The sequence below is a fragment of the Streptomyces sp. NPDC002867 genome, assembly GCF_053591895.1.
In genome coordinates, this window is the sequence record NZ_JBSFUR010000082.1 from 1 (window position 1) to 16090 (window position 16090).

At 69.9% G+C, this 16090-nt stretch carries 13 protein-coding genes and 5 tRNA genes; 10 read left to right on the forward strand and 8 right to left on the reverse strand.

Annotation, left to right across the window (positions count from 1 at the left end; genetic code table 11):
* Window positions 1-259 precede the first annotated feature (259 nt).
* The 8 genes from ACWD0A_RS33725 to ACWD0A_RS33760 all read right to left on the reverse strand — a co-directional run bounded on the left by ACWD0A_RS33725 (window position 260) and on the right by ACWD0A_RS33760 (window position 10655).
* Entirely contained in the window at window positions 260-841 is a 582-nt protein-coding gene (locus ACWD0A_RS33725; RefSeq protein WP_050791473.1) for a GTP-binding protein, read from the reverse strand.
* Window positions 822-1454, reverse strand: coding sequence for a DUF742 domain-containing protein (locus ACWD0A_RS33730; RefSeq protein ID WP_451304399.1), 633 nt, complete (start codon window positions 1452-1454; stop codon window positions 822-824). The genes ACWD0A_RS33725 and ACWD0A_RS33730 overlap by 20 nt, the downstream gene beginning before the upstream one ends.
* Window positions 1455-1550: 96 nt before the next feature.
* Window positions 1551-1964 (reverse strand): roadblock/LC7 domain-containing protein, encoded by a 414-nt coding sequence (locus ACWD0A_RS33735; RefSeq protein WP_005311461.1) that lies wholly within the window; start codon window positions 1962-1964, stop codon window positions 1551-1553.
* A 10-nt stretch (window positions 1965-1974) separates the two neighbouring features.
* Window positions 1975-5259 (reverse strand): nitrate- and nitrite sensing domain-containing protein, encoded by a 3285-nt coding sequence (locus tag ACWD0A_RS33740; protein ID WP_451304401.1) that lies wholly within the window; start codon window positions 5257-5259, stop codon window positions 1975-1977.
* 337 nt (window positions 5260-5596) lie between these two features.
* Window positions 5597-6178 (reverse strand): GTP-binding protein, encoded by a 582-nt coding sequence (locus tag ACWD0A_RS33745; protein WP_050791472.1) that lies wholly within the window; start codon window positions 6176-6178, stop codon window positions 5597-5599.
* Window positions 6159-6563 carry a DUF742 domain-containing protein gene (locus ACWD0A_RS33750; protein WP_177151452.1) on the reverse strand — a complete coding sequence of 135 codons (405 nt, stop codon included), beginning with the start codon at window positions 6561-6563 and terminating at the stop codon, window positions 6159-6161. The genes ACWD0A_RS33745 and ACWD0A_RS33750 overlap by 20 nt, the downstream gene beginning before the upstream one ends.
* Window positions 6564-6701: 138 nt before the next feature.
* Window positions 6702-7115, reverse strand: a complete 414-nt coding sequence (locus ACWD0A_RS33755; protein WP_142214992.1) for a roadblock/LC7 domain-containing protein — start codon at window positions 7113-7115, stop codon at window positions 6702-6704.
* A gap of 9 nt (window positions 7116-7124) precedes the next feature.
* Window positions 7125-10655, reverse strand: a complete 3531-nt coding sequence (locus tag ACWD0A_RS33760) for a nitrate- and nitrite sensing domain-containing protein (protein ID WP_451304403.1) — start codon at window positions 10653-10655, stop codon at window positions 7125-7127.
* 578 nt (window positions 10656-11233) lie between these two features.
* Between ACWD0A_RS33760 and ACWD0A_RS33765 the strand changes: the two genes are divergently transcribed.
* The 10 genes from ACWD0A_RS33765 to ACWD0A_RS33810 all read left to right on the forward strand — a co-directional run bounded on the left by ACWD0A_RS33765 (window position 11234) and on the right by ACWD0A_RS33810 (window position 16058).
* Window positions 11234-11407: a hypothetical protein gene (locus tag ACWD0A_RS33765; protein WP_451304405.1), complete on the forward strand. Its 174-nt coding sequence runs from the start codon at window positions 11234-11236 to the stop codon at window positions 11405-11407.
* A gap of 224 nt (window positions 11408-11631) precedes the next feature.
* Window positions 11632-12405, forward strand: a complete 774-nt coding sequence (locus tag ACWD0A_RS33770) for a fumarylacetoacetate hydrolase family protein (RefSeq protein ID WP_451304407.1) — start codon at window positions 11632-11634, stop codon at window positions 12403-12405.
* Entirely contained in the window at window positions 12398-13873 is a 1476-nt protein-coding gene (gltX, locus tag ACWD0A_RS33775) for a glutamate--tRNA ligase (protein WP_451304409.1), read from the forward strand. Before ACWD0A_RS33770 ends, gltX begins: the two co-directional genes overlap by 8 nt.
* Before the next feature lie 115 nt (window positions 13874-13988).
* The gene (locus ACWD0A_RS33780; RefSeq protein ID WP_451304411.1) at window positions 13989-14660 is read left to right on the forward strand and encodes a DUF4241 domain-containing protein; all 672 of its coding nucleotides are present in this window, start codon (window positions 13989-13991) and stop codon (window positions 14658-14660) included.
* Window positions 14661-14757: 97 nt separating this feature from the next.
* Window positions 14758-15480: an HAD family hydrolase gene (locus tag ACWD0A_RS33785; protein WP_451304413.1), complete on the forward strand. Its 723-nt coding sequence runs from the start codon at window positions 14758-14760 to the stop codon at window positions 15478-15480.
* An 89-nt stretch (window positions 15481-15569) separates the two neighbouring features.
* Window positions 15570-15641, forward strand: a tRNA-Gln gene (locus tag ACWD0A_RS33790).
* A gap of 21 nt (window positions 15642-15662) precedes the next feature.
* A tRNA-Glu gene (locus ACWD0A_RS33795) sits at window positions 15663-15735 on the forward strand.
* 62 nt (window positions 15736-15797) lie between these two features.
* Window positions 15798-15870, forward strand: a tRNA-Glu gene (locus ACWD0A_RS33800).
* A gap of 16 nt (window positions 15871-15886) precedes the next feature.
* A tRNA-Gln gene (locus tag ACWD0A_RS33805) sits at window positions 15887-15958 on the forward strand.
* Between the two features lie 27 nt (window positions 15959-15985).
* A tRNA-Glu gene (locus tag ACWD0A_RS33810) sits at window positions 15986-16058 on the forward strand.
* Window positions 16059-16090: the final 32 nt, after the last annotated feature.

Consider the following 16090-nt stretch of genomic DNA (forward strand, 5'->3'; position numbering starts at 1 on the left):
CGGCCGGGGTCGGCACCCCCCGCGCCTCAATCGCGGGCGGGGCTGATTTCGCGCAGCGAAATCCAGCCCGTCCGGCGCTTGAGGACACCGCGCGAAGCGCGGTACCGGGTCCGGGCGGAGCCCGGTTCGGGAAGGGGCGGGTAGGGGAACAGTGCCCGCCTCAGGCGTCCCCGCCCGCCGGGAACGGCAACGGCCCCCGAGGGGCTCCGGACGGAGCCTCGGGGGCCGTTCCACAGGGCGACAGGGACCGCCCGACCGGCTAGCGCAGGCGCGCCATGAGGGCGTGTTCGACGAGGGTGATGAGGGCGCTCTTGGCGTCCGCGCGGTGGCGGGCGTCGGTGGTGATGATCGGGGTGTCGGGTCCGATCTGGAGGGCCTCGCGTACCTCTTCGGGGTTGTAGGGCTGGTGTCCGTCGAAGCCGTTGAGGGCGATGACGAACGGCAGTCCGCTGTTCTCGAAGTAGTCGACGGCCGGGAAGCAGTCGGCGAGCCGCCGGGTGTCGACGAGGACGACGGCGCCGATGGCGCCGCGGACGAGGTCGTCCCACATGAACCAGAAGCGGTCCTGTCCGGGGGTACCGAAGAGGTACAGGATCAGGTCCTGGTCCAGGGTGATGCGGCCGAAGTCCATGGCGACGGTTGTCGTCGTCTTGTCGCCGGTGTGCGTGAGGTCGTCGATGCCCGCCGACGCTGACGTCATGACGGCCTCGGTACGCAGCGGGTTGATCTCCGAGACGGCGCCGACGAACGTGGTCTTGCCCACGCCGAATCCGCCCGCCACCACGATCTTCGCGCTGGTGGTTGAGCGGGCTGCACCGCCGCTAGAGCTTGCGAAGTCCACTGAGCACCCTTTCGAGCAGTGTCACGTCTGGCTGGCCGCCGGCGGCCGCGTCGCCGCCGGGCTGGTGGATGGCGACAAGTCCGGCCTCGGCCAGGTCGGCGACGAGGATCCGGGCAACGCCGAGGGGGATGGAGAGAAGTGCCGAGATCTCGGCAACCGACTTGATCTCGAAGCACAGCCGGCAGATCCGCTGGTGCTCGGGCAACTGCCCTTGCAGCCGGGACGGATCGGCCGTGGTGCTGACCAGCGCCTCGATGGCGAGCTGGTAGCGCGGGCGGGTCCGTCCGCCGGTCATCGCGTACGGCCGGACCAGGGGGTTGTGCTTGGCCGGCCCGGCAGCCGGGCCGGCCCCCGAGGCCGTCCGGGGCTCGGGGGACCGTCGCGGCGCCACCGGCTGGATACGGGGCTGCTGTTGTCCGTACGACGGGTCGTACGAGGTGTCGTAAGAGCGGTCGTACGACGGGTCGTAGGCCGACGGCGGCTGCGGCTGCTGGTACGGCTGGGCGCCGTCCTGTCTGCTTGGCGTCGAAGGAAAGTTGAAGCGGTTGTGAGTGTGCTCACCCTGGGACTGTTGAGCACCGTCAAATGGGTGTCCGCCTGGGGGTGTTGCCACGTTTCCTCCTCCGACTGCCGGTCGCCGGTCCCTGTCCCTGTGGAGCCGCGCCACCGCACCTTATGGTGCGGTGGCGGGAAATGCACTGTCCGTTTCTCAGTTGAGAAGACTTCCCTGGAGCTCTGCACGCAGGTCGGGGGTGAGGACGCTGCCCGCGCGGTCGACCAGGAGGGCCATCTCGTAGCCCACCAGACCGATGTCGGCCTCCGGGTGGGCGAGGACGGCCAGCGAGGACCCGTCGGAGATGGACATGATGAAGAGGAAGCCGCGCTCCATCTCCACGACCGTCTGGTTGACGGCACCGCCTTCGAAGATCCGGGACGCTCCCGCGGTCAGCGAGGTCAGCCCGGAGGCGACCGCCGCCAGCTGATCGGCACGATCACGCGGGAAACCCTCGGACATCGCCAGCAGGAGTCCGTCGGCGGAGACCACCACGGTGTGGGACACCCCAGGGGTGTTGTCCACGAAGTTGGTGATCAACCAGTTCAGATTCTGCGCCGCCTGGCTCATCGGGCTCACACTAACGCTCCTGGTTGTAGGTACTACCCGGGCCACTGGGTCGATCGTAAGTGGCCGGTCCGTTCGTGTCCGTTCCCGCGTTGCGTCCCTGCTGGACACCGCGCCGCAGGTTGCTCAACCTGCCACGCACGTCCTCAGGGGCGCGGGAGACCTGTGGGCCGCCCTGCGGGGTCTGCTCCGCGGTGCCCTCGATCAGGTTCGCCTTGGGAACCCGCCGGGGGAGACCGGAGGAGGTGACTCCGCCCGCCTTCGGCTCGCGGAGCTTCTCCGCCCGCTGCCAGCGCTCGTCGTTCGTCGAACGCCACTCGTCGGAGGAGGACCCGCCGCCGGTGCCGTTCTCCCCGGCCTGCCCGCTCCGGGGAGCCTGCGGGGCCTGCTCGGCCGGCTGCTGCCACTGCCGCTGGGCCTCCTGCTGAGGCTGTGACGGCTGACCGCTGCCGCGCCGGGGGAGACCGGACGCGGTCATCTCATGACCGCTGCTCGGAGAGGGTCCCGGACGCTCGAAGCCTACGCGCTCGGAGCCGTTCGCGGGAGCGCTGGGGGCAGATTCCGATTCCGCGCGGAAATCCGACTCATAGGCAGCCGGGTAGCTGTCCTGATCCGACCACTCTGCCTGGTGGGACTGGGTCTCATAGGTGCCGTCGTACTGCTGCCGGGAACCCTGCGAACCCTGGTAGTCAGCTTCCGCATATGCGTCCTGCAGGTGCTCCTGCGGGGCCTGGTGCTCGGGGTAGCCGCCGGCCGTTCCCTGGTGGTCGGTGTAGCCCTGCTCGCGGTAACCCTGCTCGCCGTAACCCTGGTCGCCGTAGCCCTGATCGTCGTACGACTGCTCCCCGTACGGCTGCTGGTCGTAGCCCTGCTGCTCCTGTGCGTAGCCCTGGGCGGAGAACTCCTGGCCGTACTCGGAGCCGTACTCCTGCTGCCGCTCCTGCGCGTAGGGGGCCGTCTCGTCGCGGAACAGCGGGCGGTCACCGCCCTGTGCCTGCGCCTCCAGCGCCGCACGGCGCTCCTCGCGCATGAGCGAGCGGCCCACGGGGTCGAGCTGCGCCTTGTCGCCGGGCTGCTCGTAGCGGGAGTCGTCGAAGCCGAGTTCGGCCGCGGTCCGCATCGGGGCGGCCTCGTAGGACTGCTGCTCCGGGATGATCTGCGAGACGGTGAAGTCGTCCTGCGGCAGTGCCTCGCCGCCGCCACCGTGCGTGATGGCGTCGGGAAGCATGACCAGCGAGGTGGTGCCGGCCTGCTCGCCCGAGGGACGCAGCTGGACGCGGATGCCGTGCCGGTCGGCGAGGCGGCCGACCACGAACAGGCCCATGCGCTGCGAGACGGCGGCGTCCACGGTCGGCGGGTTGGCCAGCTTGTGGTTGATGTCCGCGAAGTCCTCGGCGGTCAGGCCGATGCCCTTGTCGTGGATCTCGATCATCACGCGGCCGTCGGGGAGACGGGTCGCGGTGACGCGGACCTTGGTCTGCGGGGAGGAGAACGTGGTGGCGTTCTCCAGCAGCTCGGCCAGCAGGTGCACGAGGTCGGTCACGGCCTGGCCGTGGATCTCCGTCTCCGGGACACCGGTGAGCTCGATGCGCTCGTAGGACTCCACCTCGGAGGAGGCGGCGCGCAGCACGTCGACCAGCGGCACCGGCTGGTTCCAGCGGCGGCCGGGCTCCTCGCCGGCGAGGACGAGGAGGTTCTCGCCGTTGCGGCGCATACGGGTCGCCAGGTGGTCCAGCTTGAAGAGGTTCTCCAGCTGGTCCGGGTCGGCCTCGTTGTTCTCCAGGTCGGTGATCAGCGTCAGCTGGCCCTCGATCAGGGACTGGTTGCGGCGCGAGAGGTTCGTGAAGATCGCGTTGACGTTGCCGCGGAGCATGGCCTGCTCGGCGGCGAGCCGGACGGCCTCGCGGTGGACCTGGTCGAAGGCACGGGCGACCTCGCCGATCTCGTCCTGGGAGTCGATCGGGATGGGCTGGACGCGGGTGTCGACGCGGCCGGGCTCGGTGCGCGAGAGCTGGTCGACGAGCATCGGCAGCCGCTGCTCGGCGATGCCGAAGGCGGCGGTGCGCAGCTGGCGCATCGAGCGGCTCATCTGGCGGGCCATGAGGCCGGCCAGGACGAAGGCGGCCAGCAGGGCGATGACGACGATGGCGCCGTTGGTGATCGCGTCGTTGCGGGCGTCGTCGGAGATCTCGGAGGCCTCGGTCACGGCGCGGTCGACGAGGTCCTGCTCGATCTCGGTGTAGCCGTCGAACTTGGCGGTGGCCGCGCCCATCCAGGTCTCGGGCGTGACGTCCTTGGCCTTGAGCTGCTTCGGGGTCAGACCCGAGCCGATCGCACCGGCCATGCCGGTGAAGAACGAGCCGTCGGGGCCCTTCGGCGGGTTGAGCCCCGCGGCCTGCAGCCGCTTCGCGCCGTCCGCCGCCTTGCCCGTCATGATCTGCTTGAGCTTGGCGGTGTCGGCCTCGGTGCCGCCGGAGACGTACTCGCCGATGGCGATCTGCTCGAGGTAGTTGTACGAGTTGAACGCGACGGTCTGCCTGGCGAAGACGGTCTCGTCCTGGCTGGGCCGGATCAGCAGGTGCATGCCGATCGAGCGCTGCAGCGACGCGGCGGCCTTGGCGAGCTGGACCGCGTAGACGGTACGGCCGTAGCTGGTGACGTTGCCGGTGCCGAGGCCGAGCTCGTTGGAGAACTCCATGAGCACGTGCTGGACCTTGACGTAGCCCTCTTCGGTCTGCACCGGGTCGAGCGCCTTGGAGTAGGCGGCCTGGCGCAGCTTGGCGAGGTTCGGCTCCTCCTTGTCGAAGAGCTCGAGACGGCGCTCCAGACCCTGCCCGTCGGGCATGTCCTCGACGGCCTCGCGGAACTTGGCCGCGGCGGCGTCGGTGGTCTCGTACGCCTCGGTGACGGCGGGGCTCTTGCGGTCGGCCTCGCTGGTGGCCAGCAGCAGCGTGGAGGCGGTGAGGTCGCGCTCGTTGAGCAGGGCCTGGCCGTACTCCGAGGCGGCGCGCACGATCAGCGCCGTCTTCTCGGCGTCCTCCGCCTCGCTCCAGGTGTCTATGGACTGCTTCACCTGGAAACTGCCCATGACCAGTCCGACGAGGACGGGTATGAGGAGGATCGCGTTCAGGCGGGTGGGCACCCGCCAGTTGCGCGGGGACAGCTTGCTGGAGCTGCCGGCGGCCGGGGACGCGCTCGAACCACCCGACGTGTCCGCAGGCGTCACCGCTGTGCGCGGCGGCGGGGTGAAGTTGCCCCGCGCCTGCTGCTCTGCGGAGCTCGTCTTGCTTCGCCTCACTCGACCAACAACCTCTCGGCGTCGGCACCTACGCTGTGCCGTGGTTCGTTCATAGCCGTACTACTCGGCAGTTCGACGAATTCCAGCACGCCGAGCCGTCCCATTCCAAACACCTGGAATCTGAGATTCCGAGTGGTCCAACCCTCAGATAAAACGGGCATAAAGAACGAGCCCCGTCAAAAGGCGAGGCTCATGTGAGCACAGTGACACCGAACGTGTGCAAGGGGTGGCAGCTCTGCCGCAATTCTCTGTCGAAACGTTATGAACAGCGGGGCGGGCCGTGTCAAATGACACAGCCCGCTACCCGACAACTACGACAACTGCCGTATGGCGTCGTCTACTTGAGCCGTGCCATGAGGGCGTGTTCGACGAGGGTGATGAGGGCGCTCTTGGCGTCCGCGCGGTGGCGGGCGTCGGTGGTGATGATCGGGGTGTCGGGTCCGATCTGGAGGGCCTCGCGTACCTCTTCGGGGTTGTAGGGCTGGTGTCCGTCGAAGCCGTTGAGGGCGATGACGAACGGCAGTCCGCTGTTCTCGAAGTAGTCGACGGCCGGGAAGCAGTCGGCGAGCCGCCGGGTGTCGACGAGGACGACGGCGCCGATGGCGCCGCGGACGAGGTCGTCCCACATGAACCAGAAGCGGTCCTGTCCGGGGGTACCGAAGAGGTACAGGATCAGGTCCTGGTCCAGGGTGATGCGGCCGAAGTCCATGGCGACGGTTGTCGTCGTCTTGTCGCCGGTGTGCGTGAGGTCGTCGATGCCCGCCGACGCTGACGTCATGACGGCCTCGGTACGCAGCGGGTTGATCTCCGAGACGGCGCCGACGAACGTGGTCTTGCCCACGCCGAATCCGCCCGCCACCACGATCTTCGCGGAGGTCGTCGACCGGGCCGAACCGCCGCTAGAGCTTCCGAAGTCCACTGAGCACCCTTTCGAGCAGTGTCACATCCGGCGTACCGCCGGCCTCTCCGTTGCCCGGCTGGTGAATCGCCACCATGCCGGCCTCCGCCAGGTCGGCGACGAGAATGCGCGCGACACCCAGCGGCATCGACAGCAGCGCCGAGATCTCGGCGACCGACTTGACCTCCCGGCACAGGTGGCAGATCCGCTGGTGCTCCGGGAGCAGCCCGGCGAGCAGTGCCGGGTCCGCGGTGGTGCTGACCAGTGCCTCTATCGCGAGCTGATAGCGCGGCCGGGTCCGGCCGCCGGTCATCGCGTACGGACGCACCAGCGGCTGGTCGCCCTCGTCCCCGTACGCGTCGAGTGACGTGCCGTACGGATCGTGAGAGGCGGGTGGCGGGGTCATGAATCCTCCGGGCGTGACAGCAAGTGGTCGGCTGTGCCGTCTGATGGGGCCGGTGGGGGGCCTTGGGGCGGCCGTTCGGGTTGTCGGTGCGGTGGCGGCGGCCGGCCGGCGAGTGGGGTCGCAGCGGCCGCCGGAACGTCAGTGCAGGAGACTTCCCTGGAGTTCGGCGCGCAGATCAGGGGTGAGGACGCTGCCCGCGCGGTCGACCAGGAGGGCCATCTCGTAGCCCACCAGGCCGATGTCGCACTCGGGGTGCGCGAGCACGGCCAGCGACGATCCGTCGGAGACGGACATCAGGAACAGGAAGCCGCGTTCCATCTCGACGACGGTCTGGCTGACCGGACCGCCCTCGAAGATCCGGGAGGCTCCCGCGGTCAGCGAGGTGAGCCCGGACGCCACGGCCGCGAGCTGGTCGGCGCGGTCGCGCGGAAAACCTTCGGACATCGCCAGCAGAAGACCGTCGGCGGAGACCACCACCGTGTGCGACACCCCGGGGGTGTTGTCCACGAAGTTGGTGATCAACCAGTTCAGGTTCTGCGCCGCCTGGCTCATCGGACTCAACTATCGCTCCTGCTGGTGAGTGGGGCCGAGGTTGAAGCTGCCGGTCGTCGAGTTGTTCTGTTGCCGGCCCTGCTGAATACCCCGGCGCAGATTGGTCAGCCGGCCGCGTACGTCGTCGGGCGCGCGTGAGACCTGCGGACCGGAGTTGTGGTTCTGCTCCTGCGCGGTGCCCGGGACGAGGTTCGCTCGCGGGACGCGACGGGGCAGCCCCGAGGTGGTGATGCCGCCGGCCGCGGGCTTGCGCACCCGCTCGGCCTGACGCACCAGCTCGTCGTTGGGCGAGGTGCGCCAGGCCGCACCGTTCGCCGAGGGCGCGTTGCCCGGGTTCCCCGGGTTCCCGGGGTTCGGCGCGGGGGAGCGCAGCGGCATCCGCGGAGCGGAACGCTCCGGCTGCTGCGGCTGCTCGGCCTGCTGACCGCCCTGCGCCCCGTGGAACCAGTTCGTCTCCAGCGTGTCGTACAGAGGCGTACGGCCGTCCCCCGGGCCGGACGCCGGAGGCAGCGCCTCGGGCTGGTGGGGAGCGGGCAGGGAGGCTGCCGGCCGTGCCGGGGGGAAGCCCTCGTCCGGGCGGCGCGGAGCCGGCTGCTGCGGCGCCTGGAAGTCCGGGCGGGCGAACTGCGCGGTCTGCGCCGGGTCCTGCGGCTGCGCGCCGTTCTGGCCGCCGTACACGTCGGGGCGCACGAACTGGCCCGTGGAACCGGGACCCGCGGGCGCGTTGAAGTCGGGCCGCGCGAACTCGGCCGTGGCGCCGAGGCCGCGCGAGGCGTCGTGGTCCTCGTGGCCGCGCGGCGCGTCGGCCGCCGGGCGCTGCTGCGCAGTGGGGGCCTGGCCGCTGCCCCAGCTCGTGGTCTGCGGACGCTGCGGACGCTGCTCCTCGCGCCGTGCGGGGGAGCCGCCCGGCAGCTCGGCACGCGGTCCGCCGGTCGGCGGGAGCTGCCGGCCGCGGTCGCCCGCTCCCGGCGCACCCTGACGGAAGCCACCCTGAGGGGCCTCGTTACGGGCGGGAGCCGGAGTGCCCTGCCCGCCACGGGCCGCGCCGAAGGCGCCGCCCTGACGCTGAGGGTCGTGCGGGGCTGCGTGCTGACCGCCCTGGGCCGGGCGGGGGGCACCGTCACGTCCCGGCAGTGCGGCACGGGGAGCCGACGGGGCGCCGACCTGGCCGCGCGGCGCACCGGCACCGAGACGGCCGCCCGAGGGCGCACCGCCCGCACCGGGACCGCCGCCGAGGCCCGGACGGCTGCCGCCGGCCGGGGCGCCGGGACGGCCCGCCAGACCGGGAGCGTCGCCGCCGGGGCCCTGCGCCGCCGCGCCGGGGCCGCCCGCACCGGGCTTGCCCGGGACCTTCTTGCCGTGGGCGACGTCGACGGGCAGCATGACGAGCGCGGTGGTGCCGCCGGAGTCCGACGGGCGCAGCTGGATACGGATGCCGTGCCGCAGGGACAGGCGGCCGACCACGAACAGACCCATGCGGCGGGAGACCGAGACGTCCACGGTGGGTGGCGAAGCCAGCCGCTCGTTGATCGCGGCGAGGTCCTCGGGGGAGAGGCCGATGCCGGTGTCGTGGATCTCGACGAGAACCCGTCCGTCGGGCAGCGCGTGACCGGTGACCCGGACCTTGGTCTGCGGGGAGGAGAACGACGTCGCGTTCTCCAGCAGCTCGGCGAGCAGGTGCACGAGGTCGTTGACGACGCGGCCGGCGACCTCGGTCGCGGGCACCGCCGCCAGCTCGATGCGCTCGTACTGCTCCACCTCGGACGCGGCGGCACGCAGGACGTCGACCAGCGGGACCGGTCGCGTCCACCGGCGGCCCGGCTCCTCGCCCGCGAGGACGAGGAGGTTCTCGCCGTTCCGGCGCATACGGGTCGCGAGGTGGTCGAGCTTGAACAGCGAGGAGAGCTGGTCCGGATCGGCCTCGCGGGACTCCAGCTCGGAGATGAGCGAGAGCTGACGCTGGATGAGGCCCTGGGAGCGGCGCGAGAGGTTGGTGAACATCGCGTTGACGTTGCCCCGCAGCAGGGCCTGCTCGGCGGCGAGGCGGACCGCCTCGCGGTGCACGTCGTCGAAGGCCGCGGCCACCTGGCCGATCTCGTCCCGGGAGTGGACACCGACGGACTCGACGGAGGTGTCGACGTCCTGCGGGTCGGCCTCCGACAGCTGCTTGACGAGCTCGGGCAGCCGGTCCTGGGCGACCCTCGTGGCGGTGTCCTGCAGGCGTCGCAGCGAGCGGATCATGGATCGCGCCACGACGAACGCGCCGACGAGCGAGACGCCGAGGACGACGAGGATCAGCGCACCGTTGATGATGGCGTCGCGCTGCGACTCCTCGCGCAGCTCACGGGCCTTGGTCTCCATCTGGCCGAGGAGGGTGGCCTCGATCTGCTTCATCGCGTTGACGCGGACCGAGTAGTCGTCGGTCCAGTCCAGGTGCGACCGCTCGGGCAGGCGGCTGATCTGGCCCTCGGTGTCCAGGACGCGCTTGGCGTACAGCTCGGAGGCCGCGATGGTCGGGTTGCCGTTGTCCAGCGTGGCGGTGAGCTCCTCGGCGTCGCCGCCGGTGGACTCGTAGATCGCCTTGAACGCCTTGAGCTCGGTCTCGCCGTTCTCCACGGCGGCCTTGCCGTACAGGCGGTCGTTCTCCGACAGACCGGGGGCCTTGGCGTCGTCACCGCCGGGCAGCGCGGCGGCGATGATCGCGCGCTGGATGGACGCGTACTCCTTGGCGGACGAGAACGCCGCCAGCGCACGCGTGCGCTTGATCATCTCCGGGTTGCTGGTCGCCTGCGCCATGTCCTGCGACAGGCTCAGCAGCGACTCGATGAGCCGGCTGTACGCCTCCACCGTCTGGGAGTTCGGGACGTCGCCCTCGTACGCCGTGGACCGGATCTTGTTGAGGCCGTTGACCTGGACGGCGATCTGGTTCGCGTTGGCGCGGATGCTCTCCAGCGCCTCGTCGTCGTCCGTGTTGGGGATGTTGCGGGTGGCGTCGAGGAACGCCTTCTTGACCAGGTCGGTCTGGTTGCGCGGGCCGGAGACCTTGAAGTCCGTGACGGGGGAGCCGTTGGCGAGCGGGCCGGCGGACAGGTCGCGCTCGGACTGCAGCGCCTGCGCCAGGTCGGTCGCCGCCCGGGTCATCTCCGTGAGCAGCTGCATGTGGTCCAGCTGCTTCATGTCGTCCATGGACTCCTGGATACGGAGTCCGCCCAGCGTGGTCGCCGCGACGACCGGCAGGGTGAGCAGAGAGACCAGACGCGTGCTGATGCGCCAGTTCCGCAGTGCTATTCGTGAGCCGGTGTCCGTGGGGCCCTTCCCCGTGGACGGGCCCTTGGCGCCGTCCGCGGAGGGCGCCGACGTGCCGGGGCGCGCGCCACGCTCGCCGCCGTCACCGGGCGCGGCCGGTCCCTGGTTGTGGGCGTGCTGGGGCGAGGAGCCGCGGTCGGTCCCGCCGCGCGACTCCTGTTCCGCCGCAGCTTCCCCGCGGCCCTGGCGGGCCTGGGGGGACCCCAGGCCATCCCTCTTGAAACGTCCCTGCACTAGCGTCGCAACCTCTGGACCAGGCGTCCCTCCGCTTGCACGGCGGGACGGTGTCGGCGTCTCGGGGCATCGATCGCTGCCCCATGGTGGTCGTGATTGACCGGCGCTGCTCCCCCTTCCCGCCGCCACTCGGCGCTGCGTTGCGCCCCTTGCGCGCCGGCCTGAAACCGCGGCGGTGCGTGGAATTCCAGCACAGTGCCGGATCTCCAACAAGGGCCGCGTACCGGCCTGTGACCTCCGTGACACGGTGTAAGCGTTATGTCACAAGTCGTAGAAAGCGTTCACGGAGGAAACGGACTTTATGGAATGAGTCGCTTAGGGGTGGGGGGTGTCCCAGTCGCGATGATCAGGAGCGGAATGGCGCCTTCAGTGGCGGAATGTCCGATCCTGCAAGGAAGATCCACAGCCTGGATTGCCCGAAATGACACTCTCTTCGTGAGCAAACTCACACGTAGATCAGCGCCTCCCCATGGCTTTCCGTGGGAATGGAATGTTTAGCCTGACGCTTTACAAGGACGGGCGTTCCGTCAACGGGGCTTCCCGCAGCATCCCTACTCCGACAAGGTCTGAAACCACCGATGAAGACGACGATGATGTTCCGCAACATAGCCAACCCCCGTCGCACGACGCTCGCGCACCTCGAGGACGCGAACGAGCTGCAGACGCCGGAGCAGCCGGAGCACGCGGTCGATCTTCCCACGCAGACGGCCAACCCCCGCCGCACCATCCTCATGGAAGCTCCCGTGCAGTAGTACGGGCGCGACGCCCCTCCCGTTCACCCGCGCGCGTTTCTTGAGGCTCGGTTCTCCCCGTGGCTTCGCCGGAGGACCCCCAGCCCCTGGGTGGGAAGGACGCCTGCCTGCCCACGCCCTTATCGGCACGTCGGGCAGGCCCCGCCGCGTTAGCCTGGAGCGTCAGTCTCCGGTCAGTGAGCAGGGCCGGTCAGCGAGTGAGTAGTGAGGGGCGACAGCAACCCGTGCGCATCGCCAGGTTCTCCATCGACGGCAATGTCGCCTTCGGCGCGGTCGAGGAAGGCCCCGACGGCCTCCTCCTCGACATCATCAAGGGCATTCCGTACACCGACTTCGAGCTCTCGGGCACCAAGGTGCCGCTGAGCAAGGTCAGGCTGCTGCCCCCGGTGCTCCCCAACAAGGTCGTGGCCATCGGCCGCAACTACGCGGAGCATGCGGCGGAGCTCGGCAACGAGATCCCGGAGGTGCCCGTAGCCTTCTTCAAGCCCACCACCTCCGTGATCGGCCCCGGCGACGCCATCGAGTACCCCTCGTTCTCGAACGAGCTCCACCACGAGGCCGAGCTCGCCGTCGTCATCGGCCGCATGTGCCGCGAAGTCCCGCGCGAACGCGTCAAGGACGTGATCTTCGGCTACACCTGCGCCAACGACGTCACCGCGCGCGATGCCCAGAAGCGCGAGAAGCAGTGGGCCAGGGCCAAGGGCTTCGACACCTCCTGCCCGCTCGGCCCCTGGGTGGAGACCGACCTCGACCCCGCCGACCTGACGATCCAGTGCACGGTCAACGGCGAACAGCGCCAACTGGGGCGTACGAGCGAGATGGTCCGGTCCGTCGAGGACCTGATCGTGCACATCACCGAGGCCATGACGCTGCTCCCGGGCGACGTCGTCCTCACGGGCACCCCCGCGGGGGTCGGCCCCCTGAACGTCGGCGACGAGGTCGCCGTCACCATCGAAGGCATCGGCACTCTCACCAACAAGGTGATCAAGCGTGGCTAACGCGAACGTCCGCGTACGTTTCTGTCCGTCCCCGACCGGCAACCCCCATGTGGGCCTGGTCCGCACCGCCCTGTTCAACTGGGCCTACGCCCGGCACAACGGCGGCACCATGGTCTTCCGCATCGAGGACACCGACGCGGCCCGCGACTCCGAGGAGTCGTACAACCAGCTGCTCGACTCGCTGCGCTGGCTCGGGCTCGACTGGGACGAGGGCCCCGAAGTGGGCGGCCCCCACGGCCCCTACCGCCAGTCGCAGCGGATGGACATCTACCAGGACGTCGCCGAGAAGCTGATCGCCGGCGGTCACGCGTACCACTGCTACTGCACCGCGCTCGAGCTGGAGGCGCGCCGCGACGCCGCCCGCGCCGCCGGCCGCCCGTCCGGCTACGACGGCAAGTGCCGCACGCTGACAGCCGAGCAGCGGGCCGCGTACGACGCCGAGGGCCGCGAGTCCATCGTGCGCTTCAAGATGCCCGACGAGCCGATCACCTTCACCGACCTGGTGCGCGGCGAGCTGACGTTCACGCCGGACAACGTCCCGGACTACGGCATCGTCCGCGCGAACGGCGCCCCGCTCTACACGCTCGTCAACCCCGTCGACGACGCGCTGATGGAGATCACCCACGTGCTGCGCGGCGAGGACCTGCTGTCCTCCACCCCGCGCCAGATCGCGCTGTACAAGGCCCTGATCGAGCTCGGCATCGCCAAGGAGATCCCCTCCTTCGGCCACCTGCCGTACGTCATGGGCGAGGGCAACAAGAAGCTGTCCAAGCGCGACCCGCAGGCGTCCCTCAACCTCTACCGGGAGCGCGGCTTCCTCCCCGAGGGCCTGCTCAACTACCTTTCCCTGCTCGGCTGGTCCTTCTCCGCCGACCAGGACATCTTCACCATCCCGGAGATGGTCGCGAAGTTCGACCTCGCCGACGTCAACGCCAACCCGGCCCGCTTCGACCTGAAGAAGGCCGAGGCCATCAACGCCGACCACATCCGCATGCTCGACGTGAAGGCGTTCACCGAGGCGTGCGAGCCCTGGCTCCAGGCACCGCACGCCAACTGGGCGCCGGAGAACTTCGACCGGGCGAAGTGGGAGGCCATCGCGCCGCACGCGCAGACTCGCCTGACGGTCCTCTCCGACATCACCGCCAACGTCGACTTCCTCTTCCTCGACGAGCCGGTCGAGGACGAGGCGTCCTGGACCAAGGCGATGAAGGGCGACCCGGCCGCGCTGCTGACCACCGCCCGCGAGAAACTGGAGGGGGCCGACTGGTCCAGCGCGGACTCCCTCAAGGAGGCCGTCCTGGCCGCCGGCGAGGCCCACGGCCTCAAGCTCGGCAAGGCCCAGGCCCCGGTCCGCGTCGCGGTCACCGGCCGCACGGTGGGCCTGCCGCTGTTCGAGTCCCTGGAGATCCTGGGCAAGGACCGGACCCTGGCCCGTATCGACGCGGCGCTGGCGAAGCTCGCGGCGTAGTCGGTGTGTTCGGAAGGGGCGGTGGCCGAAGGGGCCGCCGCCCCTTCGGCGTTGTCGGAGCGCGGGACTAGTGTTCGGGGCGATCACGATCGTCTCGGCTTCCTGGGGGACCAGCATGCCCATGCCCGCGCCCGACTTCTCCTGGCACTTCACGCCCGGCAACCGCTTCCAGGACATGGGATCGCTCGTCGGCACGATGTCCGTGGTCAAGGGCGGCGAACTGTGGCTGCCCACCGGCAGGGTCGTGGCCTGCGACCCCTTCGTCTCGCTGGGCACGGGCGAGTCCGAGCCGTTCACCGCCGAGGTCGCCCCAGGCCGCTACCCGGTGGAGTGCGCCGTCGCCACGCTCGCGGAGCCCGACGAGCCGCCGGCCGACGAGCCCCACCTGCGGATCGCCGCCGCCCGCCTGCTGATCAGGGACACCGAGCCGGTCACCTGGGAGATCGCCCACCAGGCAGGCCAGAACCCGGCGGAGCTGGCCGACGACGAGTTCTTCGCCTACGGCGTGGACGCGGGCACGGGCTGCTTCTACGACGCGGCCTGCGACGAGTCCTTCCCCGACTGCGTGGGCGACGAAGGGCCGCTGTGGGACGCCTTCGACGCGGGCGGCGGCGCGTACCTGGGCCCCCACACGGTCACCGCCCCCGACACCGGCCACAACCTGATCGCCTTCATGTCCGGCTGGGGCGACGGCGCCTACCCGACCTGGGTCGGCCGCGACGCCTCCGGCGAGGTCGTCTGCTTCGTGACGGACTTCTTCGTGGTCCCGGCCGAGGCCATGGCCTGAGCGCTGGCTTCGGCCATATGCGAACCTTGGCCGGGCGGCGTCGTGGCGGTACCCCCGAACCCCCGGCCGGGCGGCGTCGTGGCGGTACGGTCGGGACATGCCGATCCGCGCCGTCCTCTGGGACATCGACGACACGATCTTCGACTACGCGAGCGCCGACCGCGCCGGCATGCGCGAGCACCTGCGGAACGAGGGCCTGCCCGGCGGATACGACTCCGTCGAGCAGGCCCTCGTCGCATGGCGGGAGATCACCGACGTCCAGTGGGCCCGCTTCGCCGCCGGGGAGACCACGTTCACGGGGCAGCGGCGCGACAGGGTCCGGCAGTTCCTCGCTGCGCCGGGGATGAGCGACGACGAGGCCGACGCCTGGTTCGGCCGGCACGTCGAGCACTACGAGGCCGCCTGGGCGCTGTTCCCCGACACCGTGCCCGTTCTCGACCTTCTCGCCCGTGACTACCGTCACGCCGTCCTGTCGAACTCCAGCATCCACAACCAGGACCGCAAACTCCGCGTCCTCGGCGTGCGGGACCGCTTCGAGGCCGTCGTGTGCGCCGTGGAACTCGGCGTCTCCAAGCCCGAAGCCGCCGCCTTCCTCGGCGCCTGCGAGGTCATGGGCCTCGCCCCGTGCGAGGTCGCGTACGTCGGTGACCAGCCCGACATCGACGCCCGCGGCGCCGTCGAGGCGGGGCTCACCGGCATCTGGCTCGACCGCGCCGGTCTCGGCGGCAGACCGGAGCTCACCCGGATCACCGGTCTCGGCCAGCTGCCCGCACTGCTGCGTGGCGATACCCGTTTTGGAGCGCCGTCCACCTTCGGGTAATGTTCTTCCTGCGCCAAGGGGAGCGGGCCGAAAGCCCGGAACCGGAAGCGCAAACCCGAACAAGATCCCCGCAGGGGGTTGCGTTTTGGTGGCCTATGGTGTAATTGGCAGCACGACTGATTCTGGTTCAGTTAGTCTAGGTTCGAGTCCTGGTAGGCCAGCTCGCAGAGCTCATCTGCAAAGCCCCCGTTGTGTAGCGGCCTAGCACGCTGCCCTCTCAAGGCAGTAGCGCCGGTTCGAATCCGGTCGGGGGTACAGATCCTTCCCGCGAGATCACCTGGGTCGCACCCGGTCGCTCTCGATGCAGGATCGCTAGGGCCCCCGTTGTGTAGCGGCCTAGCACGCCGCCCTCTCAAGGCGGTAGCGCCGGTTCGAATCCGGTCGGGGGTACTGGTCTAAACCACCATGGGCTATGGTGTAATTGGCAGCACGAGTGATTCTGGTTCATTTAGTCTAGGTTCGAGTCCTGGTAGCCCAGCGGATCCAGCCCATGGATCACGATCTTGCCCCCGTTGTGTAGCGGCCTAGCACGCCGCCCTCTCAAGGCGGTAGCGCCGGTTCGAATCCGGTCGGGGGTACGAGACCGAAGGGGTCCTCCACGAAGGTGGAG